This is a genomic window from Caproiciproducens faecalis (genome assembly GCF_019448085.1).
In the GTDB taxonomy this organism is placed as follows: domain Bacteria; phylum Bacillota; class Clostridia; order Oscillospirales; family Acutalibacteraceae; genus Caproiciproducens; species Caproiciproducens faecalis.
Map to the genome: position 1 here is coordinate 72,864 of NZ_JAGFNZ010000007.1, position 24,848 is coordinate 97,711.

Annotated in this window: 25 protein-coding genes and 1 tRNA gene; all 26 read left to right on the forward strand. The window is 47.0% G+C overall.

The genetic code is table 11. From position 1 onward, the window contains the following. The first annotated feature begins 156 nt into the window (after nucleotides 1–156). The 26 genes from J5W02_RS14460 (at nucleotide 157) to J5W02_RS14585 (ending at nucleotide 24,841) form a co-directional block, all read left to right on the forward strand. Complete coding sequence (locus J5W02_RS14460) at nucleotides 157–1,692, forward strand: DUF3794 and LysM peptidoglycan-binding domain-containing protein (RefSeq protein ID WP_219966417.1); 1,536 nt, start codon at nucleotides 157–159, stop codon at nucleotides 1,690–1,692. Nucleotides 1,693–1,751: 59 nt separating this feature from the next. Beyond that, the gene (gene spoIVA / locus J5W02_RS14465) at nucleotides 1,752–3,230 is read left to right on the forward strand and encodes a stage IV sporulation protein A (protein ID WP_219966418.1); all 1,479 of its coding nucleotides are present in this window, start codon (nucleotides 1,752–1,754) and stop codon (nucleotides 3,228–3,230) included. A 132-nt stretch (nucleotides 3,231–3,362) separates the two neighbouring features. Then, nucleotides 3,363–4,211 carry a sulfide/dihydroorotate dehydrogenase-like FAD/NAD-binding protein gene (locus J5W02_RS14470; protein WP_219966444.1) on the forward strand — a complete coding sequence of 283 codons (849 nt, stop codon included), beginning with the start codon at nucleotides 3,363–3,365 and terminating at the stop codon, nucleotides 4,209–4,211. After that, complete coding sequence (gene gltA, locus J5W02_RS14475; protein ID WP_219966419.1) at nucleotides 4,204–5,598, forward strand: NADPH-dependent glutamate synthase; 1,395 nt, start codon at nucleotides 4,204–4,206, stop codon at nucleotides 5,596–5,598. The genes J5W02_RS14470 and gltA overlap by 8 nt, the downstream gene beginning before the upstream one ends. A gap of 112 nt (nucleotides 5,599–5,710) precedes the next feature. Then, nucleotides 5,711–6,331 (forward strand): hypothetical protein, encoded by a 621-nt coding sequence (locus tag J5W02_RS14480; RefSeq protein WP_219966420.1) that lies wholly within the window; start codon nucleotides 5,711–5,713, stop codon nucleotides 6,329–6,331. Next, a complete protein-coding gene (locus J5W02_RS14485) occupies nucleotides 6,331–6,930 on the forward strand; it encodes a metalloprotease (protein WP_219966421.1) in 600 nt (199 codons plus the stop codon). Before J5W02_RS14480 ends, J5W02_RS14485 begins: the two co-directional genes overlap by 1 nt. Before the next feature lie 60 nt (nucleotides 6,931–6,990). Continuing rightward, complete coding sequence (locus J5W02_RS14490; protein ID WP_219966422.1) at nucleotides 6,991–8,847, forward strand: TIGR03960 family B12-binding radical SAM protein; 1,857 nt, start codon at nucleotides 6,991–6,993, stop codon at nucleotides 8,845–8,847. Next, the gene (locus J5W02_RS14495) at nucleotides 8,822–9,481 is read left to right on the forward strand and encodes a TIGR03936 family radical SAM-associated protein (protein ID WP_219966423.1); all 660 of its coding nucleotides are present in this window, start codon (nucleotides 8,822–8,824) and stop codon (nucleotides 9,479–9,481) included. Before J5W02_RS14490 ends, J5W02_RS14495 begins: the two co-directional genes overlap by 26 nt. 169 nt (nucleotides 9,482–9,650) lie before the next feature. Then, nucleotides 9,651–9,995 carry a 50S ribosomal protein L19 gene (gene rplS, locus J5W02_RS14500; RefSeq protein WP_219966424.1) on the forward strand — a complete coding sequence of 115 codons (345 nt, stop codon included), beginning with the start codon at nucleotides 9,651–9,653 and terminating at the stop codon, nucleotides 9,993–9,995. Between the two features lie 85 nt (nucleotides 9,996–10,080). Then, nucleotides 10,081–10,659: a signal peptidase I gene (gene lepB, locus J5W02_RS14505; protein ID WP_255575795.1), complete on the forward strand. Its 579-nt coding sequence runs from the start codon at nucleotides 10,081–10,083 to the stop codon at nucleotides 10,657–10,659. Between the two features lie 32 nt (nucleotides 10,660–10,691). Beyond that, nucleotides 10,692–11,282, forward strand: a complete 591-nt coding sequence (gene lepB / locus J5W02_RS14510; protein ID WP_255575796.1) for a signal peptidase I — start codon at nucleotides 10,692–10,694, stop codon at nucleotides 11,280–11,282. A gap of 36 nt (nucleotides 11,283–11,318) precedes the next feature. Further along, entirely contained in the window at nucleotides 11,319–11,900 is a 582-nt protein-coding gene (gene lepB, locus J5W02_RS14515) for a signal peptidase I (RefSeq protein WP_219966426.1), read from the forward strand. Nucleotides 11,901–11,927: 27 nt separating this feature from the next. Further along, the gene (gene ylqF, locus J5W02_RS14520) at nucleotides 11,928–12,797 is read left to right on the forward strand and encodes a ribosome biogenesis GTPase YlqF (protein WP_219966427.1); all 870 of its coding nucleotides are present in this window, start codon (nucleotides 11,928–11,930) and stop codon (nucleotides 12,795–12,797) included. Nucleotides 12,798–12,799: 2 nt separating this feature from the next. Then, complete coding sequence (locus tag J5W02_RS14525; protein ID WP_219966428.1) at nucleotides 12,800–13,411, forward strand: ribonuclease HII; 612 nt, start codon at nucleotides 12,800–12,802, stop codon at nucleotides 13,409–13,411. Beyond that, nucleotides 13,404–13,775, forward strand: a complete 372-nt coding sequence (locus J5W02_RS14530) for a YraN family protein (RefSeq protein ID WP_219966429.1) — start codon at nucleotides 13,404–13,406, stop codon at nucleotides 13,773–13,775. Before J5W02_RS14525 ends, J5W02_RS14530 begins: the two co-directional genes overlap by 8 nt. A gap of 114 nt (nucleotides 13,776–13,889) precedes the next feature. Further along, on the forward strand, nucleotides 13,890–15,413 hold the full coding sequence (gene thrC, locus J5W02_RS14535) for a threonine synthase (protein ID WP_219966430.1): 1,524 nt from the start codon (nucleotides 13,890–13,892) through the stop codon (nucleotides 15,411–15,413). A gap of 11 nt (nucleotides 15,414–15,424) precedes the next feature. Beyond that, nucleotides 15,425–16,114 (forward strand): metallophosphoesterase, encoded by a 690-nt coding sequence (locus tag J5W02_RS14540; protein ID WP_219966431.1) that lies wholly within the window; start codon nucleotides 15,425–15,427, stop codon nucleotides 16,112–16,114. A gap of 95 nt (nucleotides 16,115–16,209) precedes the next feature. After that, nucleotides 16,210–17,529 (forward strand): trigger factor, encoded by a 1,320-nt coding sequence (gene tig / locus J5W02_RS14545; protein ID WP_219966432.1) that lies wholly within the window; start codon nucleotides 16,210–16,212, stop codon nucleotides 17,527–17,529. A gap of 59 nt (nucleotides 17,530–17,588) precedes the next feature. Then, a complete protein-coding gene (gene clpP / locus J5W02_RS14550; RefSeq protein ID WP_219966433.1) occupies nucleotides 17,589–18,170 on the forward strand; it encodes an ATP-dependent Clp endopeptidase proteolytic subunit ClpP in 582 nt (193 codons plus the stop codon). 22 nt (nucleotides 18,171–18,192) lie between these two features. After that, complete coding sequence (gene clpX, locus J5W02_RS14555) at nucleotides 18,193–19,503, forward strand: ATP-dependent Clp protease ATP-binding subunit ClpX (protein ID WP_219966434.1); 1,311 nt, start codon at nucleotides 18,193–18,195, stop codon at nucleotides 19,501–19,503. Between the two features lie 79 nt (nucleotides 19,504–19,582). Beyond that, nucleotides 19,583–22,012 carry an endopeptidase La gene (lon, locus tag J5W02_RS14560; protein WP_219966435.1) on the forward strand — a complete coding sequence of 810 codons (2,430 nt, stop codon included), beginning with the start codon at nucleotides 19,583–19,585 and terminating at the stop codon, nucleotides 22,010–22,012. A gap of 12 nt (nucleotides 22,013–22,024) precedes the next feature. Then, entirely contained in the window at nucleotides 22,025–22,612 is a 588-nt protein-coding gene (gene yihA / locus J5W02_RS14565) for a ribosome biogenesis GTP-binding protein YihA/YsxC (RefSeq protein ID WP_219966436.1), read from the forward strand. Nucleotides 22,613–22,718: 106 nt separating this feature from the next. After that, complete coding sequence (locus J5W02_RS14570) at nucleotides 22,719–23,021, forward strand: YerC/YecD family TrpR-related protein (RefSeq protein WP_219966437.1); 303 nt, start codon at nucleotides 22,719–22,721, stop codon at nucleotides 23,019–23,021. Next, nucleotides 23,018–23,758 (forward strand): class I SAM-dependent DNA methyltransferase, encoded by a 741-nt coding sequence (locus tag J5W02_RS14575; RefSeq protein ID WP_219966438.1) that lies wholly within the window; start codon nucleotides 23,018–23,020, stop codon nucleotides 23,756–23,758. The genes J5W02_RS14570 and J5W02_RS14575 overlap by 4 nt, the downstream gene beginning before the upstream one ends. 22 nt (nucleotides 23,759–23,780) lie before the next feature. Further along, a complete protein-coding gene (hslO, locus tag J5W02_RS14580) occupies nucleotides 23,781–24,692 on the forward strand; it encodes an Hsp33 family molecular chaperone HslO (RefSeq protein WP_219966439.1) in 912 nt (303 codons plus the stop codon). Nucleotides 24,693–24,764: 72 nt separating this feature from the next. Then, nucleotides 24,765–24,841 (forward strand) — tRNA-Val (locus J5W02_RS14585). The last annotated feature ends 7 nt before the right edge of the window (nucleotides 24,842–24,848 follow it).

Consider the following 24,848-nt stretch of genomic DNA (forward strand, 5'->3'; position numbering starts at 1 on the left):
TAGGATTTGTATTACGGAAGTTTTTTAACATAAAAAAAGAATATTAAAAATGGATGCCGGCTGCTGATGCAGCCGGTAATTTTTTATGCGAATGCGCATAAACCGTACAAGATTAGAATAACAATTAGGTAGAAACAGGAAAAGGAGAGAACCTTTATGGATTATATGCTTAACCGTGAGGCATTGGCCACCAGCGAAGTGATTTATGATGGCTGCCAGGAGCAGCCGGTGGATCTCGACATCAGCCTGCCTGACTACTGCCCCGATATACAAAGAATTCTAAAATGTCAGGTTTATCCGCACATTACCTCCAGAGGCATTACCGGGGACAGACTGGAGCTGGAGGGCAACTACACCGTAAAAATTCTCTATCTTGACTCCGGTGGCATGGCTGTACACTGCTATGAAAGCAACCAGTCATTCTCCGCGGCTATCACCTTGAAGCAAAGCGCCGACAACGCGCAGATCTTTGCATTCACAAGGGTGGAATATATCAACTGCCGTGCGACCAGTCCCCGTCGTCTGGACATACACGGTTCTTTTTCCGCATGCGCAAAAGTGATTGTACAGGCAGAAAACGAAGTGATTTCCAACATTGACGGTGAAGGGGTGGAAGAGCAGAAAAACACCCTGTCACTGAATAAGATGGTGGGCGCTTCTCAGCAGCAGTTCACCGTGGAAGAGGTGCTGGAACTTGGGCAGGGCAAACCTCCTGCGGATAATCTGATTCGCTCCGATGCGTTTGCCGTGCTTCAGGACTACACTCCTGTCGCAAACAAGCTGATGGTAAAAGGTGAAGTATGCATAAAATTCGTATATTCCACAGCCGATAACGAATCTGCGCTGGAAGTAATGGAATACGCGCTCCCGTTCAATGAAATGATTGACTGTGAGGGAGTAACCGAAAACTGTATTTTTAATATTCAGCTGAATGTGGTCGGAATAGAAGCACAGATCAAAAACGATTATTCCGGTGACCAGACTTACTTTGATGTTCAGGTCAAAGTATTTGCCAACGCGGCGGCGTACCAGAATACCGATGTCACGATGGTTACGGACGCTTATTCCAAGGAGTACGATCTGAATATCAGCTCCAAGCAGAAAAATATAGACAATGCTGTTGAATTTACCAGTGATACCGATATCCATAAGGGCTCTCTGGCACTGGAGGATATCCAGATCTCCAAAATTATTGATATCTGGAATGAAATGAGCACCGTTTCCGCCGATTCTGCCAACGGGCAGATCAATTATAAAGGCAAGTTTAACGTCTGTGTGCTTGCTCTTAACCCTGACAAGAAACCGATCTATTTTGAACGGTTGATGGATTTTGAGTATGCCCGTCCGTATCAGGCAAAAGCAGACAATATCAAATGCAATGCTTCCATGTATGTGGCAGGCATCAGCTACCGGATTACAGGCGGCGGAATTGATCTGAAGGTTGAACTGAGGCTGAGCGCAGCAGTGTACAGCCAATACAGCCTGAAACTGATTACCGATGTCGCAGCAGATGAAACCAAACCCAGGGCACAGGATAAATCCGCGGCATTAAGCATTTATTATGCCGATGCGGGAGAAAGTTTATGGAATATCGCCCGCGAATACTGCACCTCAGTCAATGCGATTAAACTGGAAAACGATTTAACCGGTGATTTCGTTGAGAACAGGGGGATGCTGCTGATTCCTATGTAAGGTTTCCTTGAGAGACATTCGCAATAAAATTAAATTTCTCTGCCTGAGGGGGAGGTAAAATGGAAGACCGCAATATTTACAGTGATATTTCTCAGCGTACGAACGGCGATATTTATATTGGGGTGGTCGGACCGGTAAGAACCGGAAAATCCACTTTTATTAAGAAATTCATGGATACCATCGTCGTTCCGAACATGGATTCCAGCTACAGGCGTGACCGTGCAATTGATGAAATGCCGCAGTCCGCCGCAGGACGTACCATCATGACGACGGAGCCGAAGTTTATTCCGGAGCAGGCCGTCAAAGTGAAGGTGGATGACAGTGCGACTTTTTCGGTACGCATGATTGACTGTGTTGGTTATATTGTCCCCAGCGCGCTTGGATACATAGAAAACGACCAGCCGCGTATGGTGATGACTCCATGGTATGACGAACCAATCCCCTTTAATATGGCTGCCGAAATCGGCACCAAAAAAGTCATTACGGAGCATTCGACCATTGGTCTGGTTGTTACGACGGACGGAAGTATCAGCGATATTCCGAGGGCGGAATATGAAGAGGCGGAGGAAAGGGTTGTCAAAGAGCTGAAGGAAATCAACAAACCTTTCATTGTTCTGCTGAACAGTACCGCGCCGGAGTCCAATTCTGCCATGTCGATGGCCGCACAGATGCAGGATAAATACAGAGTGCCTGTGGTTGCGGTCAACTGTCTTGAAATGGAAGAGAGACAAATCCGCGATATTCTTTCCAAGGTCCTGTTTGAATTTCCTGTCAAGGCCATTAAAGTCGATATGCCGCGCTGGCTTTCCAGCCTTGAAAAAAAGCACTGGCTGCGCTCGGCTGTTTTCGGTACGATTCAAAACTCAGCATCCAAAATTTCGCGTGTTCGCGAAGTTGGGACCATTATTAATGACATCAATCAGTGTGAGTATGTCAGTGGAGCAAAGACGGAGCTGATTGATCTGGGAACCGGAAACGCGCGTATTTCCGTAAGTCTACAGCCAAATTTGTTCTATAAGATTCTGGGCGAAAAAACCGGTATTGATATCCAGGACGAAGGCGGACTTTTGGACAGTATTCTCGGCCTGGCAAAAATCAGGGATCAATTCAATAAAATCAAAGACGCCTATCAGGATGTTCTGGATACCGGCTACGGAATTGTGATGCCGGACATTGAAGAGCTTACGCTTGACGAGCCGGAAATCATCAAACAGGGTGGAAAGTACGGGGTACGCTTAAAAGCAGCCGCGCCTTCCATCCATATGATGAGAACCAAGATCACAACGGAGCTGACACCGATTGTCGGTTCCGAACAGCAATCACAGGACTTGATTATGTATATGCTGAAAGAGTTTGAAGAAAGTCCTTCCAAAATCTGGGAGTCCAACATCTTCGGTAAGAGCCTGCATGAGCTTGTTAATGAGGGACTGCACAACAAGCTGTACAGAATGCCTACGGACGCACGGGATAAGGTGCGCGAGACCATTGAGCGGATTATCAATGAGGGCTGCAACGGCTTGATTTGCATTATCCTATAGTAAGCAATAAAAAATGCGATTCGGTTTGAAAATAAACCGAATCGCATTTTTTTATTGATAAATTTGCTACAAGCCTTTATAATAATAAAAGGCTATATTTTTACTACTCGTTAGAGAAAAGGGAGTGTAATGATGTTTACAATTGTCGAAAAACGTATTTTGAATGATTCTATGACTTTAATGGCGGTTGAAGCGCCATATATTGCAAAAAAGGCGAAAGCCGGTCAGTTCATTATCCTGCGGGTCAATGAATTCGGGGAGAGAATTCCTCTGACAGTAGCGGATTATGACCGTGAAAAGGGAACGATCACGATCATTTACCAGAAGGTTGGGAAGACTACCCTGATGCTGGATCAGCTGAATGTCGGCGACGCGATACTGGATTTCATTGGTCCTTTGGGAAAAGCAACCGAGCTGGAAGGCTATAAAAAAGTTGCGGTCATCGGCGGAGGCGCGGGCTGCGCGATTGCGTATCCGCAGGCAAAAGCACTGCACAACATGGGCGCAAAGGTGGATATGATTGCCGGATTCCGAAATAAAGATATTATTATTCTCGAGGACGAAATGAAGGCGGTAAGCGACCATTTGATTCTTACCACAGACGACGGTTCCAACGGAAACAAAGGTTTTGTTACCGACGCTCTGCGCAAAAATATTGAGGACGGGGCCAATTATGATCTGGTGATTGCAATCGGGCCGCTTGTCATGATGCGCGCTGTCTGCAACCTGACGAAAGAGTATCATATCAAAACGCTAATCAGCATGAACCCGATTATGATCGACGGAACCGGCATGTGCGGCGGATGCAGACTGACGGTCGGTGGAAAAACTAAATTCGCCTGTGTGGACGGGCCGGATTTTGACGGTCATGAAGTGGATTTTGACGAGGCGATCAAACGCTCTAGAACCTATTTTGACGCGGAAAAAGAAGCAACACACGAATACAACTGTCACTTAATGGAGGGTGCAAAAAATGCCTAATATGTCACCTGTAAAAACACCAATGCCCGAGCAGGAGCCCAATATTCGCAATAAAAACTTTGAAGAAGTTTCGCTTGGGTATACGGAAGAAATGGCAGTGGAAGAGGCCAAACGGTGCCTGAACTGCAAAACTAAGCCCTGTGTAAACGGATGCCCGGTCAGTGTCCGCATCCCTGAGTTTATCAGCTGTGTTGCTTCCGGCGACATGGAAAACGCTTACAAAATCATTAAGACCACCAATTCCCTACCTGCTGTCTGCGGCAGAGTCTGTCCGCAGGAGTCCCAGTGTGAGCACAACTGTGTGCGCGGCATTAAGGGGGAACCTGTGGGTATCGGCCGTCTGGAGCGCTATGTGGCAGACTGGCACATGAAGCACGGCGGGGCGGAAACGTTTGATGTTAAACCGAACGGGCATAAGGTGGCCGTAATCGGAGCCGGGCCCGCGGGCCTTACCTGCGCCGGAGATCTGGCTGCAATGGGATACTCCGTTACCGTGTATGAAGCGCTGCATACCGCGGGCGGCGTACTGATGTATGGCATTCCGCAGTTCAGACTGCCGAAGGAAATTGTACAGAAAGAAATCGACGGCCTGAAGGCAAAAGGCGTTGACATTCAGACGGATATGGTCATGGGCAAGGTGTTGTCCGTGGACGAGCTGTTTGATATGGGTTACGAAGCCATATTTATCGGAACCGGCGCCGGGCTGCCCAGCTTTATGAATATTCCCGGTGAAGAATTGGTCGGAACCTATTCTGCTAATGAATTCCTGACCAGAGTAAACCTGATGAAGGCGTATCTGGACGAATATGATACTCCTATTATTCGTCCGAAAAATGTCGCCGTTGTGGGCGGCGGCAATGTGGCGATGGACGCCGCGAGAACCGCCAAACGCCTGGGCGCGGAAAATGTCTATATTGTGTACCGCCGTGCCGAAGAGCAGATGCCCGCGCGAAAAGAAGAAATTCACCACGCGAAAGAAGAAGGCATCCTTTTCAATCTTTTGCGCAACCCCGTCGCTATTCACGGCGATGAAAACGGCAGAGTAAGATCCATTGAATGCATTGAAATGGAACTTGGCGAACCGGACGCATCCGGCAGACGTAAGCCTGTGCCGAAAGAGGGCTCTAATTTTGAAATCCCGGTCGACTGTGTGGTCATGGCAATCGGCAACTCGCCGAACCCGCTGATCCGTTCCACGACAGAAGGGCTGGAAGCAAACAAGAAGGGCTGCATCGTGGTTGACGAAGCAACCATGGCTACTACCCGTGAGGGCGTTTACGCGGCAGGAGATGCCGTCAGCGGCGCCGCAACCGTTATCTTGGCAATGGGCGGCGGTAAAGAAGCCGCGCGTTCCATCGACCAATACATTCAGTCTAAAACAAAATAAAAACCACCTGACGAACCGCCGTATTTTACGGCGGTTTTTTCATGCTCAGGGCATCTTCCGCCGTTATCGGACATATTATTATTAGGATTATAATGATGCAGGAGGAATAACAATGGATGATCGGTATGAAGATGAGCGGTATGACAAAGAGGACGATGACTATGAAGACGATGACGACGATTATGTAGAAGACCATTACGAAGATGTTTACAGCAGGGATTATAACAGAAATTATGAGAGAAATTATGGAAAAAAAGATGATGACAGACAGGATTCGAGAAGAAATAAAAAGGCAAAAATCATCAGCACTAGATTGCTGACAACGATCCAGATCACGGTTTGCTGTATCGTTCTTGCCATGGCGCTCTTTCTCAGAATCTTTGGCGGAAATGCGTATCAGGTAATCAAAAGCTGGTATTTTCAGAATATCAACAACTCCATTGTGCCAACGGAGGATATCGACCATGTAAAGCACACCGTAGTGGAGATACTGCCGTCCGTAACAGACTTTTTTACGAAGCCGCGCTCTCAGGCTTCTCAGGTGGAAAGTGCCGCTTCTCAGCCTGGAGTAAACTCTCAGGCGAATGGAAATTCACAAACCGCCGCAAGTTCACAGGCAAGCCCCGAATCTCAAACAGGCACCGTTTCTCAGGCTGGGGTAAATTCAACGGTTACCTCTCAGCCTCCGCCTAATCAGCCGTCGGGGACACCTTCTCAGCAGGTGAACAGCTGATGTCATTTTCCATTAAAAACTGCCGTGTGACCGTGAATTTTTTATTTGTGGCCGTACTGGCGGTTTTTTTCTTGTTTGACAGGAGCGGTATGGCTATTCTGGGCGTCACGTCGGCAAGCATACATGAGCTTGGGCATTTGGCGGTCATGGTTGCGTTTGGAGCGGTACCGTCACAGATCCGCTTTACCCCGTTCGGGATTGATATGATTAAATCTGCCGGAATCAACCGCTCTTACTGGCAGGACGCGATCATTTCGGTGGCTGGGCCGGGAACCAACCTAGCTGCCGCACTGATCTGTACCCTCGCTGATGAACGTTATTTTCATTTTTTTATCCTTGCCAACCTAGTACTGGCAGGGTTTAATTTGCTGCCTGTGGAGCCGCTGGACGGGGGGCAGGCACTTTATTCCATCCTTTGTATCCGGATGAATTCCACTTCGGCGGCCAGAGTGGTGTCTATTACGTCATTTGCTGTTTTGACGCCGCTGGCTGTGGTCGGATTTCTTTTCCTGTTCCGCGCCAACGGTAATTTTTATTTGTTTACGGTATGCGTTTATTTAATTTTTCTGCTTCTCCTCAAGAACGGAAGATATTATTGATTTGCATTATCCGCGTCCGGGCAGTATAATAATAAAACATATATTGTGCGGAGGATACGAATGGTCAATAAAAAGATAGAAAAACTGCTTGCAAACGTGCAAAAACCGGGGAGATACGTCGGCGGTGAGCTCAACTGCGTGATGAAACACGCGGATGAGGTCGATGTTCGTTTTGCATTTTGTTTTCCCGATATATACGAAGTGGGTATGTCACATCTGGGATTGAAAATTTTGTACAGTCAGCTGAACACGGTACCCTATGTCTGGTGTGAGCGTGTATTTGCCCCTTGGGTGGATATGGAGGAGGAAATGCGCAAAAACGGCGTACCTCTTTATGCACTGGAAAGCGGGGACAGTGTCTGTGACTTTGACATTATTGGATTTACTCTTCAGTACGAGCTCAGCTATACGAATATATTGAATATGCTGGATCTGGCCGGGGTACCGCTGAAGGCCAGCGACCGGCATTCCCTGTCCCAGCTTGTGGTGGCCGGCGGCCCCTGTGCCTGCAATCCGGAGCCTCTGGCGGACTTTTTTGATCTGTTTTTTATTGGAGAAGGGGAAGAGGTAGACCTGGAAGTGGTCGCTCTCTACCGGGAATATAAAAAACAGAATCGCTCCAAAGAGGAATTTTTGATTGCGGCTTCACGGATAGAGGGGGTCTATGTGCCTTCCTTGTATGATGTTTCCTACAATGAAGATCATACGGTTAAGTCGATTGTACCGAAGGCGGGAGCGCCCATGCCGGTACAAAAACGCATTATGATGGATGTGGACAAGTCCTACTTTCCTGATAAATTTGTGGTTCCCTACATTGAAATTGTTCACGACAGAACAGTGGCGGAAGTCCTGCGCGGCTGTATCCGCGGCTGCCGTTTTTGTCAGGCGGGCTTTTTATACCGCCCGTTCCGTGAAAAATCCGTGGACGTTATTGACCGGCAGTGCCATGACCTTTGCGACAATACGGGCTATGACGAAATTTCACTGTCTTCCCTGAGTACGAGCGACCACTCCAAGCTGAATGAACTGATCGACCAACTTCACACCTGGACAGAAAAGGAGAATACGGGGATTTCCCTCCCTTCTCTGCGGGTCGATAATTTTTCACCGGAACTGATGTCAAAAATCAAATCCGTTCGCCGCAGTGGTCTTACCTTCGCGCCGGAAGCGGGTACTCAGCGTCTGAGAGATGTTATCAATAAAAATGTCACGGAAGAAGAACTGATGAAAACCGTCAACACTGCGTTTAAGGGCGGCTGGACAACCATCAAGCTGTATTTTATGATCGGACTTCCTACGGAAACTTTGGACGACGTTGCGGGAATCGCGGAGCTGGGACAGAAGGTAGTGGATGCCTTTTACGAAAATCCAGACAAACCAAAAGGGAAAAGCGTAAAAGTTACTGTCAGTGCATCCTCCTTTGTTCCCAAACCGTTTACTCCTTTTCAGTGGGAACCGCAGGATACTATGGAAATGCTTCGTAAAAAGCAGCGGCATCTGGTCGGCTCGGTCAAAACCAGAAAGGTGGAGCCGAACTGGCACGAAGCGGATACCAGCTTATTGGAAGCCGTTTTTGCCCGCGGCGACCGGCGTTTGTGTGACGTCCTGTTGGAAGCGTTTCAAAGCGGGTGCAAAATGGACGGCTGGCAGAATTTCTTCTCTTTTTCAAAATGGATGGAAATTTTCAAGAAGTGCGGTATCGACCCGGCTTTTTATGCCAACCGCAGGAGAAGCTTCGACGAAGTGCTGCCGTGGGATCACCTTGATTACGGAATCCAAAAATCATTTCTGATAGAGGAATGCAAAAAAGCCTACTCAAACGCAACCACCCCCAACTGCCGGGAACAGTGTTCTTCCTGTGGCGCGGCTTGCTTCAAAGGAGGAATCTGTTATGAAAAACGTCAGAGTATGGTTTAAGAAAATCGGTACGGCAAGGTACATCTCGCATCTCGATTTGAACCGATGTATGCTGCGTGCGGTACACAAGGCGAAAATTCCGTTGTGGTATACTCAGGGATATAATCCCCATGCATTCATTACTTTTGCACTTCCGCTTTCGCTCGGTATCGGGGGAGAACGGGAAAGTATGGATATCAAACTAAATGACGACGAAATAACGCGTGAAGAATTAATTGCAAAGCTGAATGCCGCTTTGCCGGATGATATCCCTGTGTTTGACGCAACCGAGCCGGTGATGAAGCCGGGACAGATCGCGTACGCCTCTTATCTGATGAATCTGGAAACGAAGGAACAGAATCCGGAAGAAACAGCCGCCGCTATCAGGGAATTGTTCAGCAGGGAAACGGTGATGGTCCCCAAGCACACCAAAAACGGGATGATTGATCTGGATCTGAAGCCCTACCTGAATCTCACGGAAGTGGTGCCGAAAGAGGATGGGGTGGAAATCAGCACGGTGCTCCCAGCAGGAAGCAACATGAATGTGAACCCTGCGCTTTTATGCGACGCAATAAAAAAATATCTTCAAATGGACTTATACAGCGATATACAGAGAATTGATCTTTACAACGCAGATTTTAAAATATTTGAATAAAATGAAAATAATGATTGCACCTTTTTACTTATTATGGTATGATATATAGGCATTTGGAATCCGCTAATTTATTTTGGTGGGGTTTAATGCCCGGTTGTACCGCGACATTGAAGCGGACAGTCCTCTGCCACTGCGGCATGAATGTCTGAATTTTAAGGAGGAAATATCCATGGATGCATTAAAACTGATTGCGCAAGATTCCGTAAAAACAGAAGTCCCTGTATTTGAAGTTGGCGACACCGTAAGGGTCAACGTAAATATCAGAGAAGGCGAAAGAGAAAGAATTCAGGTTTTCGAGGGTACCGTTACTGCCCGTAAAGGCAGCGGCATTTCCGAAACTTTCACCGTCAGACGTCTTTCCTATGGCGTAGGCGTTGAAAGAGTTTTCCCGATTCACTCACCCAACGTAAAGAGTGTTGAAATCGTCCGTAAGGGCCGTGTACGCAGAGCAAAGCTCTACTATCTGCGTGACAGAGTCGGTAAGGCTGCCAAGGTTAAGGAACAGCTCAGATAAGGAATCAGATAGCGATTGAAAGGGACATGTAGGTGTCCCTTTTTTGCTATTGTAATATTTCAGGTTCAGAAGAGGTGACAGCTCCTTGAAAATTTGTCCTCCGGCGGAATTGCCTGATGGCGGCAAAGCGACTAACCGTGTAGTTTTAAGCTGTTATGAGTGGATGGAAGCGCTGATTCCGGCGCTGCTTGTGATTCTGGCGGTATTCGTCTTCTTTTTTCGGATTATTACAGTCAACGGATCTTCCATGCAGCCCAATTTTATGGACAGCTACAAGGTGCTGATGTCCTGTACCGACCGGAAATTCTCACTGGGCGACGTGGTAGTGGTTGACGCGCGTGGCACCTCACTTCATGAACTGATTATCAAAAGGGTCATTGCAACGGAAGGTCAGACGGTGGATATTGATTTTCATACGGGAACGGTTTCTGTCAACGGCGTTGCGCTGGATGAATCCGCTTACATAAAGAACGGCATTACCAAAAATCAATACGATCTCAGTTTCCCGCAGACTGTCCCAAAGGGACGTGTGTTTCTGCTGGGAGATAACCGAAAATTCTCCGATGACAGCCGTTCCAGCGATGTCGGTATGGTCGACAAACGCTATATTATCGGAAAAGTCAAAACAATTCTCATACCTTACGAAAAATTCGGAACCCTATGAACAAAGTTATTGAAAAAGGAGTTGTATTACTCTTGGATCCAAATGAAATTCAGACGGAAAGGGAGCCCGCTTCCTCAAAAACAGAAAAAAACAGCATAGCCAGCGCCTGCTTTGAGTGGATGGAAGCGCTGATCCCGGCGCTGATTGTTATCATGATTTTTTTCACCTTCGTATTCAGAGTAAATATCGTTGTAAACGGGCCCTCTATGGAGCCTAATTTAATGGACGGATATAAATTGTTTACTACCTGCGTTGAACCAACATTTACCCGGGGGGATATTGTTGTGATCGACGCCAAAGGAACTTCTTTGGACAGACGCATCGTAAAAAGAGTCATCGCTACGGAAGGCCAGACGGTGGATATTGATTTTCATACCGGCATTGTTTCCGTGGACGGCATGGAACTTGACGAGTCCGCTTATATTGAAAACGGTATTACCAAAGATGAGTACGACGTACCTTTTCCGCAGAAAGTTCCCGCCGGCCATGTTTTTGTTTTGGGGGACAACCGCACGGTTTCCGAAGACAGCCGTTTCAGTGAGGTCGGCATGATCGATCAGCGCTACGTTATTGGCAAAGTAAAATTCATCATTGTGCCATTCGAGAAATTCGGTCAATTATAAGGCGGTGCCTTTTGATATAAAGGAGTTGTTCCTCCATTGGATCACGAAAACAGCGTATCCGAGCAGGAAGTCCTTTCTGCTAAAAAAAGAAGTTTTGTCATCAACAGTTATGAGTGGATAGAAGCGCTTATTTTTTCCCTAATCTCCGTTATCATCATTTTTATGTTTTTATTCAGGGTGGTAAATGTGAGCGGACCTTCCATGCTTCCGACTCTGCGGTCCAATGACCGGGTGGTGCTGTCCAGCTTTTTCTACAAGCCTCGTCCCGGTGACGTTGTCGTCATTACCCATACGATAAAATTGCAGGAACCGATTATCAAAAGAGTAATCGCGCTGGAAAATCAAGTGGTAGACATTGATTACAAAACAGGTACCGTATTCGTGGATGGCGTAGCGTTGGATGAATCCGCTTACATTCAGAACGGGATTACAACGCAGCCTTCGGATTTTACCTACCCGCTCAAAGTTCCCGCCGGACATGTTTTCGTTCTTGGAGACAACCGTTCCGTATCCAATGACAGCCGGTTTTCCGATGTGGGAATGGTGGATGCGAGATATATTTTGGGAAAAGCAGAATTGATTGTTTTTCCGTTTAACAGATTTGGGAAAATAAAATAACATTGAAGATATAGGACGAATGAAAAAATGAGTGAAGCACAAACGATACAATGGTTTCCGGGTCATATGACCAAAACCAAACGGCAAATTGAAAAAAGCTTAAAACTGGTTGACGTGGCTGCGGAGATTATTGATGCCCGAATTCCTGTCAGCAGCCGGAATCCGGTTTTAAACGAATTGATCCAAAACAAGCCTCGCGTTATTTTAATGAATAAATGCGATATGGCCGACCCGATTCAGACTAATAGGTGGATTGACTTCTATAAGACGCAGGGCATTCCTGCTATTGCCATTGACTGCCGCACGGGCAGAGGGCTGAACGGCTTTATGCCTCTTGTAAAAAACGTGCTGAGCGACCGAATCGCCTCTTGGGAGGCAAAAGGGATGGTGGGCCGTCAGATCCGCGTAATGATCGTCGGAGTTCCCAACGTGGGAAAATCCTCGCTGATTAACCGTCTTGCTAAAAACAGCAAGGCAAATGTTGAGGACAGGCCGGGCGTGACCCGGTCCAACCAATGGTTTACCATTGGAAAGGGCTTTGAGCTTCTGGATACGCCGGGGGTGTTGTGGCCAAAATTTGAAGATAAGGCAGTAGGGGAAAGGCTTGCTTTTACCGGAGCAGTCAAAGATGAAGTGGTTGACACGGAGCACCTTGCATCCCGTCTGCTGGAGGTTCTGCGGGACAGCTATCCCAGCGAACTGAGAACTAGATACAAACTGGAAGGTACCGATATGACCGGTTTAAAAGGCTATGAAATGCTGGAACTGATCGGCAAAAAGCGTGGAATGCTGATTTCCGGCGGAGAGATTGATGTTGAGCGTGCATCCATTATGGTGCTGGATGAATTCCGAAGCGCCAAATTAGGCAGAATTACGCTGGAACAGGTTGGTAGATAAAGATGGACTGGTTTTCCTATGAAAATGTGGCGGCGGAAAAAGGATATCGGATGATCTGCGGCATTGATGAAGCCGGACGGGGCCCGCTGGCCGGCCCGGTGTTCGCTGCCGCTGTTATTTTACCCCCCGGCCGTATGATTGACGGTCTGAATGATTCCAAAAAACTCAGCGAAAAAAAACGGGAGGCCCTGTTTGATGTCATCAGAGAAACGGCGGTCAGCTGCGCCGTCGGTTTTGCAACGGAGCAGGAAATCGATGAGATCAATATTTTACAGGCGACCTTTCTGGCAATGAAGAGAGCGTGTGACGGGCTTTCCATCAGGCCGGATTTAGCGCTGGTGGACGGAAACCGGGTGCCGCCGCTCGGAGTGGAGGTACAGACCATCATCAAAGGAGATGCGCTTTCCGCAAGTATTGCAGCAGGCTCGATTCTTGCAAAGGTCAGCCGTGACCGGGTGATGGGTGAAATCGACAAAATTTATCCTGAATATCAGTTTGCAAAACATAAAGGCTACGGTACGGCTCTACATAGGGAACTTCTGAAACAGTACGGTCCAAGCCCGGTTCACCGAAGGACATTTTTAAAGAAAATTCTGGGTGAATCTCATGAATAACTCATCCGGAAAACTTGGGGAAGACCGCGCGGCCCAGCTGCTGGAGCAGAAAGGGTACCGCATTGTCGCACGCAATTTTCATTCCCGCTTCGGGGAAATTGACCTGATTGCAGAAAACAAGGAATACCTTGTTTTTGCCGAGGTCAAAACGCGCGACGAGCATTATTGTGTCAGCCCCTTGGAGGCGGTCACGGCGGGAAAACAGAAGAAAATTATCAAAACTGCCCTTTTGTATCTGCAGTCACACAAAACGGCACTGCAACCGCGCTTTGATGTAATCGGAATCGTTACAAGGGAGGAACCGTTTACCCTTCTTTCCGTTGAGCATATTGAAAATGCATTTTACGGGGGAAACTTTCATTGAGTTCGAAACACCGGTTGATTCAATATTATTTGATAATGCTTATCACTTTTTTGTTTCTCTTTAACGGGAAATATGATATGATAAAAAAACAGACAACGCAAAGGGGGAAAAACCTTGAATTATCACTCCACTAGAAACAGCGGCATCAGCGTATCCTCTGCTCAGGCGATTTCGCAGGGAATCAGCAAAGAGGGCGGCCTTTTTGTTCCTGAAAAGCTGCCTCATTTTTTATATTCAGATTTGCTGGAGCTGCAGCACTGCAGCTACACGGAGCGTGCAGTCCGTATTTTATCGGCTTTTCTTTCCGATTTTACCGCGGAAGAAATTACGGAATGTGTTAAGAGCGCCTATACCGGAGGGAAATTCGATCAGGACATGCCTGCGCCGATTTCCTATCTGCAGAACGGGAAAATGAACATGTACCTGCTCGAGCTGTGGCACGGCCCGACCTGTGCGTTTAAAGATATGGCACTGCAGCTTTTACCGCACCTTCTGACTAAATCACTGAAAAAAATTCAGTCCTCCAAAACCGCATTGATTTTGGTCGCTACTTCCGGCGACACGGGAAAAGCGGCGTTAGAAGGCTTTAAAGACGTGGACGGAACACGCATCCAGGTGTTCTACCCTGAAAATGGCGTCAGCCCCATGCAAAAGCGGCAGATGAATACGCAGGAAGGCAGCAATGTATCGGTCTGTGCGATTGAGGGGAATTTCGACGATGCTCAAACCGGTGTGAAAAAGATTTTTACCAATCCTGAAATCAGCCGTCTGCTTGAACAGAACGGCATTATGTTTTCCAGTGCGAATTCCATCAACTGGGGCAGACTGTTGCCGCAGATCGTCTATTATTTCTCCGCTTACTGCGACCTGATGGCAAACGGGGAAATCGACTATGAGGGCGAGAAAGTCAATATTGTGGTACCCACGGGTAATTTTGGAAATATTCTTGCCGCTTATTACGCAAAAAAAATGGGCTTGCCGGTAAAGAAACTGATTTGCGCGTCCAACGCCAACAATGTGCTGACCGACTTTCTGAACACGGGTGTTTACGACCGCAACAGGGATTTTCACACCACCATATCCCCCTCCATGGATATTTTGGTATCCAGCAATCTGGAGCGCCTGCTGTATGATTTAACCGGGAACAACAGTGAAAAAATAACCGGATGGATGAACGAACTTTCTTCGTCCGGCAGATATAAGGTGGACGAAGACATTCTGAGTCAGATTCATGAGCTTTTCTACGCAGGCTTCTGTGACGACGCTGCCACCAAAGAGACGATCAAAGAAATCTATCAGACAGAAAACTACCTATGCGACACTCATACCGCGGTTGCAGTGAACGTATATCATCAGTATGCGGAAGCGGAACAGGATGAGGAAACTCCGACCATTATTGTCTCTACTGCCAGCCCGTACAAATTTGCCGACAGTGTGTTAAATGCCGTTTCCAGCGAATACCGTGCTGACGCCTCTGAATTTGAGAAGGTTCAGGAGCTTTCCGCTGTTACCGGAACCCCGATTCCGACTCCGATTGCGGAACTGGAAGCAAAAAAAGTCAGGTTTGATACGATTTGCTCTAAAGATAAAATGGGCGAAGCTGTGCTGAAAACAGCTGGAATAAAGTATACTGTCTAAGAGAGGATCACATGTCACTATTTGCTATTGCAGACCTGCATCTGTCCATTGGCTCCGACAAGCCAATGGACGTCTTTGAGGGTTGGCGGGACTATACCGCCCGTCTTGAAAAAAACTGGCGCGCCGTGGTAGGCGAAGACGACACTGTTGTGATTGCCGGAGATATTTCATGGGCAATGAAGCTGGAAGAAACGGTAAAGGATTTTGAGTTTATCCATGCGCTTCCCGGCCGCAAACTGTTTCTGAAGGGTAATCATGATTACTGGTGGACGACGAAAAAGAAAATCGATGACTTTCTCAAGCTCCATGAGTTGGATTCCATCAGTATTATTCACAACAGTGCGGTTGCAGTCGGTGATATTGCGGTCTGTGGATCGCGCGGCTGGCTGTATAACTCTGAAACTGCCGAAGACATCAAGATTGTCAACCGGGAAGTCGGCCGCCTGAATACTTCCATCGACGAAGCGGAAAAGATGGGGAAAAAGCCGGTTGTGTTTTTGCACTACCCACCTGTCTATGACGGAGCCCAGTGCAAAGAGATTCTCGGCGTTCTGAAGTCGCGAGGAATTACGGAATGCTATTTTGGCCATATTCATGGGAGCCAGGCGTCACGCAGGGCGATCACCGGGGTTTATGACGGAATAAAAATGGTGCTGATTTCCTGTGACTACCTGAAATTTATGCCCGTTCTGGTGAAGTGAACAATTTTTGAATATTTTATCTTATATATAGAATATTTATTTTCCATGTGCTATAATAATTTAGATAATTTGCATTTTGCAGGAGGAAGTTAATAATGAGCTTAAAATCGTCCAATAAGGTTGATACAAACCGTTACCAGCTTGAGGTTGCAGTAGATGCTGCTATATTTGAAAAAGCGCTCGATCAGGCATTCCATAAAGAAAACAAGAAAATCGCTATTCCGGGCTTCCGTAAAGGAAAGGCTCCCCGTGCTTTCGTTGAGAAGTATTACGGCGAGCAGGTGTTTTATGAAGATGCGATTAATGCGGTTTATCCCGATGCGCTGGATGCGGCCGTCAACGAAGCAAAGCTCGAGATGATTGAAGATAAAATTGATTTTGACCTGGTTTCTGCCGGCAAGGAAGGTGTTGTTTTTAAAGCAACCATTACAACAAAGCCGGAAGTTGAAATTGAAGGATATAAGGGCTTAACCGCAGCCAAAAAACCGGTTAAGGTAACTGAAGAGAACATTGACGCAGAGATTAAAAAGGTTCAGGAACGCAATTCCAGAATGGTAACCGTAGAAGACAGAGCAGCCCAGAACGGCGACATCACTGTCATTGATTTTGACGGTTCTGTCGACGGGGTCGCCTTTGAAGGCGGCAAAGCGGAAAACTACAGCCTGACTCTTGGTGCCGGCCAGTTCATTCCGGGCTTTGAAGAGCAGATCGTCGGTCACAAAACCGGTGACGAATTTGACGTAAACGTAAAATTCCCGGCCGATTATCACGCAGAAGATCTGGCTGACAAAGACGCTGTCTTTAAGATCAAGCTGCACGAGATCAAAATGAAAGAGCTGCCGGAAGTTGACGACGACTTTGTAAAGGATGTCAGTGATTTTGACACTCTTGAAAAATATAAGGAAGACATTAAATCGAAGCTGACCGAAGCTGAGGAAAGAAAAGCGAAGGACGATGTTGAGAACCAGCTGATTGATAAACTGGTCGAAAATCTCAAAGCTGAAATTCCGCAGGCAATGTATGAAAATAAAATCAATGAGGATATCCGTGAATTTGGATACCGTCTGCAGTCCCAGGGATTGAATCTCGACACTTACCTGCAGTATACCGGTATGGACAAGGATTCTATCCGCAAGCAGTTCCAGCCGCAGGCAGAGCGTGCAGTAAAGGTGCGTCTGGCACTTGAAAAGATTGCTAAGCTGGAAGACATTCATCCGGCAGAGGAAGAAATCGAAGAAGAATTTGCAAAGCTTGCCAAGAGCTATGAGATCGATGTTGAAAAGGTCAAAACCTTTATTCCTAAAGAAGAACTGATTAAAGATATCTCAGTTGAAAAGGCCATCAATCTGGTTCGTGACAACGCTGTTGTAACCGAAGCGGAAGAAACAGATGAAACTGCAAAATCTGCTGAATAAGAAAAGTCCTTCCTGCCAATTATTAATTTATTGTTTAGTTTTATTGGAGGTACGCAATAATGAGTTTAGTCCCATATGTTATTGAGCAGACAAACAGAGGAGAACGTTCCTATGATATTTTTTCACGCCTGCTGAATGACAGAATCGTAATGCTTGCAGAAGAAGTAAACGATACCACATCCAGCCTGGTGGTTGCTCAGCTTTTATATCTTGAGGGGCAGGACCCGTCAAAGGATATCAGCCTTTATATTAACAGCCCGGGTGGTTCCGTAACCGCTGGTTTGGCCATTTACGATACAATGCAGTATATTAAATGCGACGTTTCCACTATCTGCATAGGTATGGCTGCCAGCATGGGTGCTTTCCTGCTTGCGGCCGGAGCCAAAGGCAAGCGGTTTGCTCTTCCCAACAGCGATATTATGATCCATCAGCCGAGCGGCGGTGCACAGGGTCAGGCAACCGATGTTATGATCCACGCCGACCACATTATTGCTACGAAAAAGAAGCTGAATGAAATTCTCGCTGAGAAAACCGGGCAGCCGATCGAGGTTATTGCGAAAGATACCGAACGCGATAATTTCATGACTGCGGAAGCTGCCGCAAAATATGGCCTGATTGATAAGGTCATTTACAATCGATAAGTTGAGGTTGGTGATTGAATAAATGCCAAATAATGACGATATCAAGGACAGGGGAATCTGCTGCTCATTCTGTGGGAAGCCACAGAATGAAGCGCGCCGCCTGATAGCAGGGCCCGGTGTATATATCTGTGATGAGTGCATCGAGCTGTGCATGTCGATCCTTGACGACGAAAAGAATTTATCCAACCGAAAATCCAGCTATAATGAATCTTCGGCCGAACTTCCCAAACCGCATGAAATCAAAAAGCAGCTTGACGAATATGTCATTGGACAGGAAAAAGCAAAAGTTGCGCTTTCGGTTGCGGTTTACAACCACTATAAGAGAATCTATTACGGCAAAGACGACGTTGAGCTGACGAAGAGCAATGTGTTATTGCTTGGTCCGACCGGTGTAGGAAAAACCTTGCTGGCGCAGACATTGGCGAAGATTTTGGATGTTCCGTTTGCAATAGCAGACGCCACCACACTCACGGAAGCCGGCTATGTCGGCGAAGACGTAGAAAATATTCTCCTTCGGCTGATACAGGCCGCGGACTTCGATATTGAAAAAGCCGAGCGCGGCATCATCTATATCGATGAAATTGACAAGATCGCCAGAAAGTCTGAAAATCCCTCCATCACGCGCGATGTCAGCGGTGAAGGAGTACAGCAGGCTTTGTTAAAGATTTTGGAGGGAACGGTTTCCAACGTTCCGCCTCAGGGGGGAAGAAAGCACCCCCAGCAGGAGTTTTTGCAGATTGACACATCCAATATTCTGTTTATCTGCGGCGGCGCTTTTGACGGCCTGAACAAGATTGTTCAGAAGCGTACCGCGTCTTCCGCGATGGGATTCGGTGCACAGGTTCAAAGCAAAGTAGAGCTGGATTCCACGGCCTGGATGCAGGATGTTGTCCCGCACGATCTGGTAAAATACGGACTGATTCCTGAATTAGTCGGTCGTTTACCCGTTATGACTGCTCTCAACGGACTGGATGAGGACGCTCTCGTCAGAATTTTGACTGAGCCGAAAAACTGCTTAATCAATCAATACAAAAAATTGTTCCAGCTCGATAAGGTTGAGTTGGAATTTGAGCCCGAAGCACTGAAAGCAATTGCCAAAAAAACCATTGACCGCCGTACGGGCGCAAGAGGGCTGAGATCCATCATGGAGGATTTGTTAACCAACCTCATGTATAAGGTTCCGTCTGACTACACCGTCGAAAGGGTAACTATTACCGCGGATACGGTGAACCAAGGCACGGAACCGGAGATTGTCACTAATCCCGACCGCAAACCGGTCAGAATTAAGATAACAGCTCCTAGAAAGCGCGGCCGTAAGGACACAGCATCATAATTATAGAAATCTTGGCTGTTGCATGTGGCAGACTTTTTGTTGTCCACTTGCAACAGCCTTTTCTGCTAAGGAGCAAGCTATGAGTACGAATCAAGAACTTATGAAAACTGAAAATATATCCATGCCTGTGCTTGCGCTCAGAGGGCTGGTTATTTTCCCCGGTATGCTGCTGCAATTTGATGTAGGGAGAAAAAAATCCATTCTGGCTCTTTCCAAAGCAATGGAAGAAAATCAGCAGATTTTTCTGGTTGCTCAGAAGGATTTAAATACCAATGAACCGGGCGGCGAGGATCTTTATAAAATGGGGATCGTGGCGAAGATAAAACAGGTGATTCGCCACACCGAGGAAGGAGTACGGCTTTTCGCGGAAGGAATGTACCGCGCAGAAATTTCTGCGGTTACCAGCGAAAGTCCGTTTATCCTTGCCAATGTCATTTCCAGCCAAACCAAAACATACAGGGAAACCCATAAGACCCAGGCATTAATCCGTTATACGCAAACGCTGTTTAAAGAGTATATTCAAAACTACAGCCGCATTCCTCCTGATATTATTATCGGAGTGGTGCAGAAAAAAAACTGCGGCGAACTTGCGGATTATATCACCTCCAACATTATGCTTGACTTTGAACAGAAGCAGGCGATTCTGGAAGAGCTCCATCCTGTGAAAAGGCTGGAGAAGCTGAATGAAATACTGAAAAATGAAATTCAGGTTCTTTCTATTGAAAGCCAGATCAGCGAAAAAGCAAAGGAACAGATCGACGAAAATCAGCGCGAGTATTTTCTGCGTGAGCAGATGAAGGCGATTTCCAACGAGCTTGGTGACGACGACAGCCCCCTGAGTGAGTCCGATGATCTGCGTGAGCGCATTGCAAAAATGAGGCTTCCTAAGCTTCAAAACGACAAACTGCTCAAGGAATGTGACCGGCTCTCCAAAATGCCTTACGGTTCTCACGAAGCAAGCGTGATTGTCAGCTATGTGGAAACCTGCCTGGAACTTCCATGGAGTACCGCGAGCCGCGAGCATATTGATCTTGTAAAGGCACAGAAGGTGCTTGACCACGATCATTTCGGACTGAAGAAAGTAAAAGAGCGGATCGTTGAAATTTTGGCGGTAAAGAAGCTTGCTCCGGACATTAAAGGACAGATTATCTGCCTGGTTGGCCCTCCGGGTGTTGGCAAGACCTCGATTGCCCGTTCCATTGCCAAGGCCATTGGACGCAACTATGTGCGTGTATCTCTTGGCGGAGTAAGAGATGAGTCCGACATTATGGGGCACAGAAAGACATATGTTGGCTCAATGCCCGGACGCATTATCTCTGCCATGAAACAGGCCGGTACAAACAATCCGCTGATACTGCTGGATGAAATTGATAAACTGGGAAATGATTTTCGCGGGGATCCTGCCTCCGCTTTACTGGAAGTACTGGATTCGGAGCAGAATTCCTCCTTCTTTGACCATTATATCGATATGCCGTTTGATCTGAGCAGGGTGATGTTCATTACAACCGCGAACGATTACAGTGCCATTCCGGAGCCTTTGCTGGACAGAATGGATGTCATTACTCTTGGAAGCTATACCCATGAAGAAAAATATAATATTGCTATGAAACATCTGATTCCAAAACAGTTCAAAAAGCACGGAATTAATTCCAAGATGCTGAAAGTAACTCCGGCCGCCGTTCATGAGCTGATTGACGGATATACAAGAGAAGCCGGCGTTCGTAATCTGGAGCGCCAGATCGCTGCTATTTGCAGAAAATGTGCCAAAAGGATTGTGGAAGACAACCAGGCAAGAATAACGGTAAAACCGGAAAATCTGGAGGAACTGTTAGGCCCCAAGAAATTTAAGAAGGATGAGCTTATTCAGTCGGATATGGTTGGGCTGGTTAACGGTCTTGCGTGGACCAGTGTGGGCGGCGAACTTCTGCCGATTGAAGTTGCGGTCATGGACGGCACGGGAAAAATCGAATTGACCGGCTCTCTGGGCGACGTGATGAAGGAGTCTGCCAGAACCGCCATCAGCTGTATTCGGACCCGCGCAGATTCCCTTGGCATCTGTCATGACTTTTACAGCAAATACGACATTCATATCCACGCGCCGGAAGGAGCGATTCCCAAAGACGGCCCTTCGGCCGGTACCGCAATGGCGACCGCGATTACCTCCGCTCTGACCAACATCCCGATTCGTCATGATGTTGCAATGACAGGGGAAATTACTTTACTCGGCAGAGTTCTTCCCATTGGCGGTTTAAAGGAAAAAACAATGGCTGCATATCGTTCCGGAATTAAGACAGTAATTATTCCGGCTGACAATGTTTCTGATTTAGCTGAAATTGATGCCGTGGTAAAAAACGCGGTGGATTTTCTGCCGGTTGAAAAAATCGATCAGGTGCTCGAGGCAGCTTTAACCAGAATACCCGAGCAGAAAGCCGAAAAAGGCACGGATTCACTTGTTCCAATGAGTGTTTCCAATCAACCGGCGATTCTAACGCCCGGTATTCCTCAGTAACGGGGTGAAAAATTGATTTTTGATAAAGCTTGTTTTGAATTCGCGGCAGGAAAACCGGATCAGTTGCCGGAATCCACTGTTCCGGAAATCGTTTTTTCCGGACGTTCCAATGTAGGAAAATCCTCGCTAATCAATAAACTGGTTAACCGAAAGGCGCTCGCCCGAGTTAGCGCAAAGCCCGGCAAAACCGGTACCATTAATTTTTACAATTTGCAGACCTGCAGGCTGGTAGATCTTCCGGGGTATGGCTACGCCAAAGTTTCTCAATCCGAGAAGCAGCGCTGGTCCGAACTGGTTGAGGGTTATTTTAACGCGCAGCGCAATGTTAGACTCGTCATCCAGATCATCGACATGAGGCACAGTCCTTCTGCCGATGATCTTCAGATGATAGAATATCTGATGAATTCAGGGATGCCTTTTCTGATTGCCGCAACCAAAAGCGATAAGCTGAACAAAACGGAGCGAATAAATCAGCTTCAGTTGTTTCAGGATCTGTTCAGTCAGGCCGAGGGGCTGAAACTGATTCCCTTTTCCTCGGTAAACGGGGAAGGAGTGGAAGAGATCCGGAGTATTATTTCTGAGATTTGCGATCATTCTTAAAAGCGAAACAATAAAATGCTGTGATGTGCCCATCCTAATTCACTTTACTTTTGGACTTTTGTGTGTTAGAATTTTATTCTAGTAATTGAATAAGGAGTGAAACCGTTTGAATTCGAAAATTAAAGATGAGAGTGTAGACTTTTTGTTTAAAGCGATTCTTTCTTTAAAGACGGTTGACGAATGTTACAATTTTTTTGAGGACCTATGCACAGTGCCGGAAATAAAGGCAATGTCACAGCGTCTGCTTGTGGCTCATATGCTGAGCACCAAACGGGTTTACAGCGACATTGTTGCCAAAACCGGCGCCTCCACAGCCACGATCAGCAGAGTCAACCGTTCGCTGAACTATGGCTGCGATGGCTATGATCTTGTGTTTAAGAGAATCGACCAAGACGAAAAAAGCAAATGAGCTATTCGTCGTTTGCCCTCTATTATGACAGCCTTACACAAAATGTCGGGTATCCGGCGCGAGCGGAATATTTGATTCATCTGCTGGACAGAATGAATCATAAAGCCGGACTGGCACTTGATCTTGCCTGCGGCACAGGAAGCTTTACCATTGAACTGGCAAAGCGTGGAATTGACATCTATGGGATAGACAGCTCCGAGTCCATGCTTTCCGTTGCAAAGCAAAAGGCGGCTGACAACGGGCTGGATATCTTTTTTTTGCACCAGCAGATGCAGAGTATCGACTTGTACGGTACTGTTGATACCGTGTTTTGTATGCTGGACAGCATCAATCATCTGACCCGTGAAAGCGATGTCATGAAAACATTTTCCCGCGTTTCGCTTTTTTTGAATCCGGGTGGATTTTTTGTCTTTGATATGAATACACTGTATAAGCATCGGTGTGTTCTGGGCAATCAGACTTTTGTTTACGACACCGACGATGTTTACTGTGTCTGGCAGAACTGTTTTGAAGAAAGAAACAGTATTGTCGGAATTACTCTGGACTTTTTTGGCAGGGATGGCGAAGTCTACCGCAGAAGCTCCGAACACTTTTATGAACGGGCCTATGATACGGAACTGATTGTTTCCATGCTGTCTAAAGCAGGGCTGGAAACAGTTGGTTTATTTCGTGAACTCAGTTTTGAAAAACCGGACGATCAAACGGAAAGAATTGTTGTTGTAGCAAGAAAAGGATAACAAGTTAAAGGAATTCTTAAATATGGACAGAATTATTAGATGCATCACTTCCGACGGAAGCATTATGGCGGCGGCAATCGATTCCACCTTTCTGGTGGCGACGGCACAGCAGATTCACGGTACCAGCCCGGTCGCAACCGCAGCTCTTGGCAGGCTGCTAACGGGCGCTTCCCTCATGGGTTCTATGCTGAAGAAAGAAAACGCCAGCATTACACTGAAAATTAACGGAAAAGGGCCTTTGGGGACTGTGGTGGCCATTGCGGACAGCCACGGCAACTGCCGGGGCTCTGTCGACAATCCCTCTTTACAATTGCCACTGAAGCCCAACGGCAAGCTGGACGTAGGAACCGCCGTAGGTACCGACGGGGTTCTTGGTGTAATACGCGATTTTGGCGAAGGCAGCCCCTATATCGGCCATGTTGAGATTAAATCCGGAGAAATTGCGGAGGATCTTACCAATTATTACGCTGTCAGCGAACAGATTCCCACAGTTTGTGCATTGGGGGTGCTTCTTGATAAAACGGACAGCCGGCAGCTTCTTGCGGGCGGAATGCTGATACAGGTATTACCCGGAGCGGATCAGACGGCCATAGACCGGCTTGAAAAAAATGTTAGCGAATTAAAACCGGTCACTACTATGCTGGCCGAGGGAATGTCCATTGAAGAAATGTGCAAAACAGCGCTGAAAGGCTTTGAAATGGAGATTCTGGATGAGTTTCAAATCGGCTATGTCTGCAATTGCAGCAAGGAACGTGTGGAGCGTGCTATTTCAACGCTGAAGCCCGAGGATATTTTATCGCTGGCCGATGAAACCGGCTTTGCTGAAGCAAAATGTCAGTACTGCGGTCACGCGTACCGGCTTTCTGAACAGGAACTGAAAAACCTGGCGGAAAAAGCTCAAAAAAATAATGCGAGTAAAATGAAAAAAATGTAATTTAAGTGTTGACAACTGGCACAATATATAGTATTATATAACACGTCGCTGGTGAACGCGATATAAGCAAACGGGAGCATAGCTCAGCTGGTTAGAGCACCTGCCTTACAAGCAGGGGGTCATAGGTTCGAGTCCTATTGTTCCCACCATTCAAGT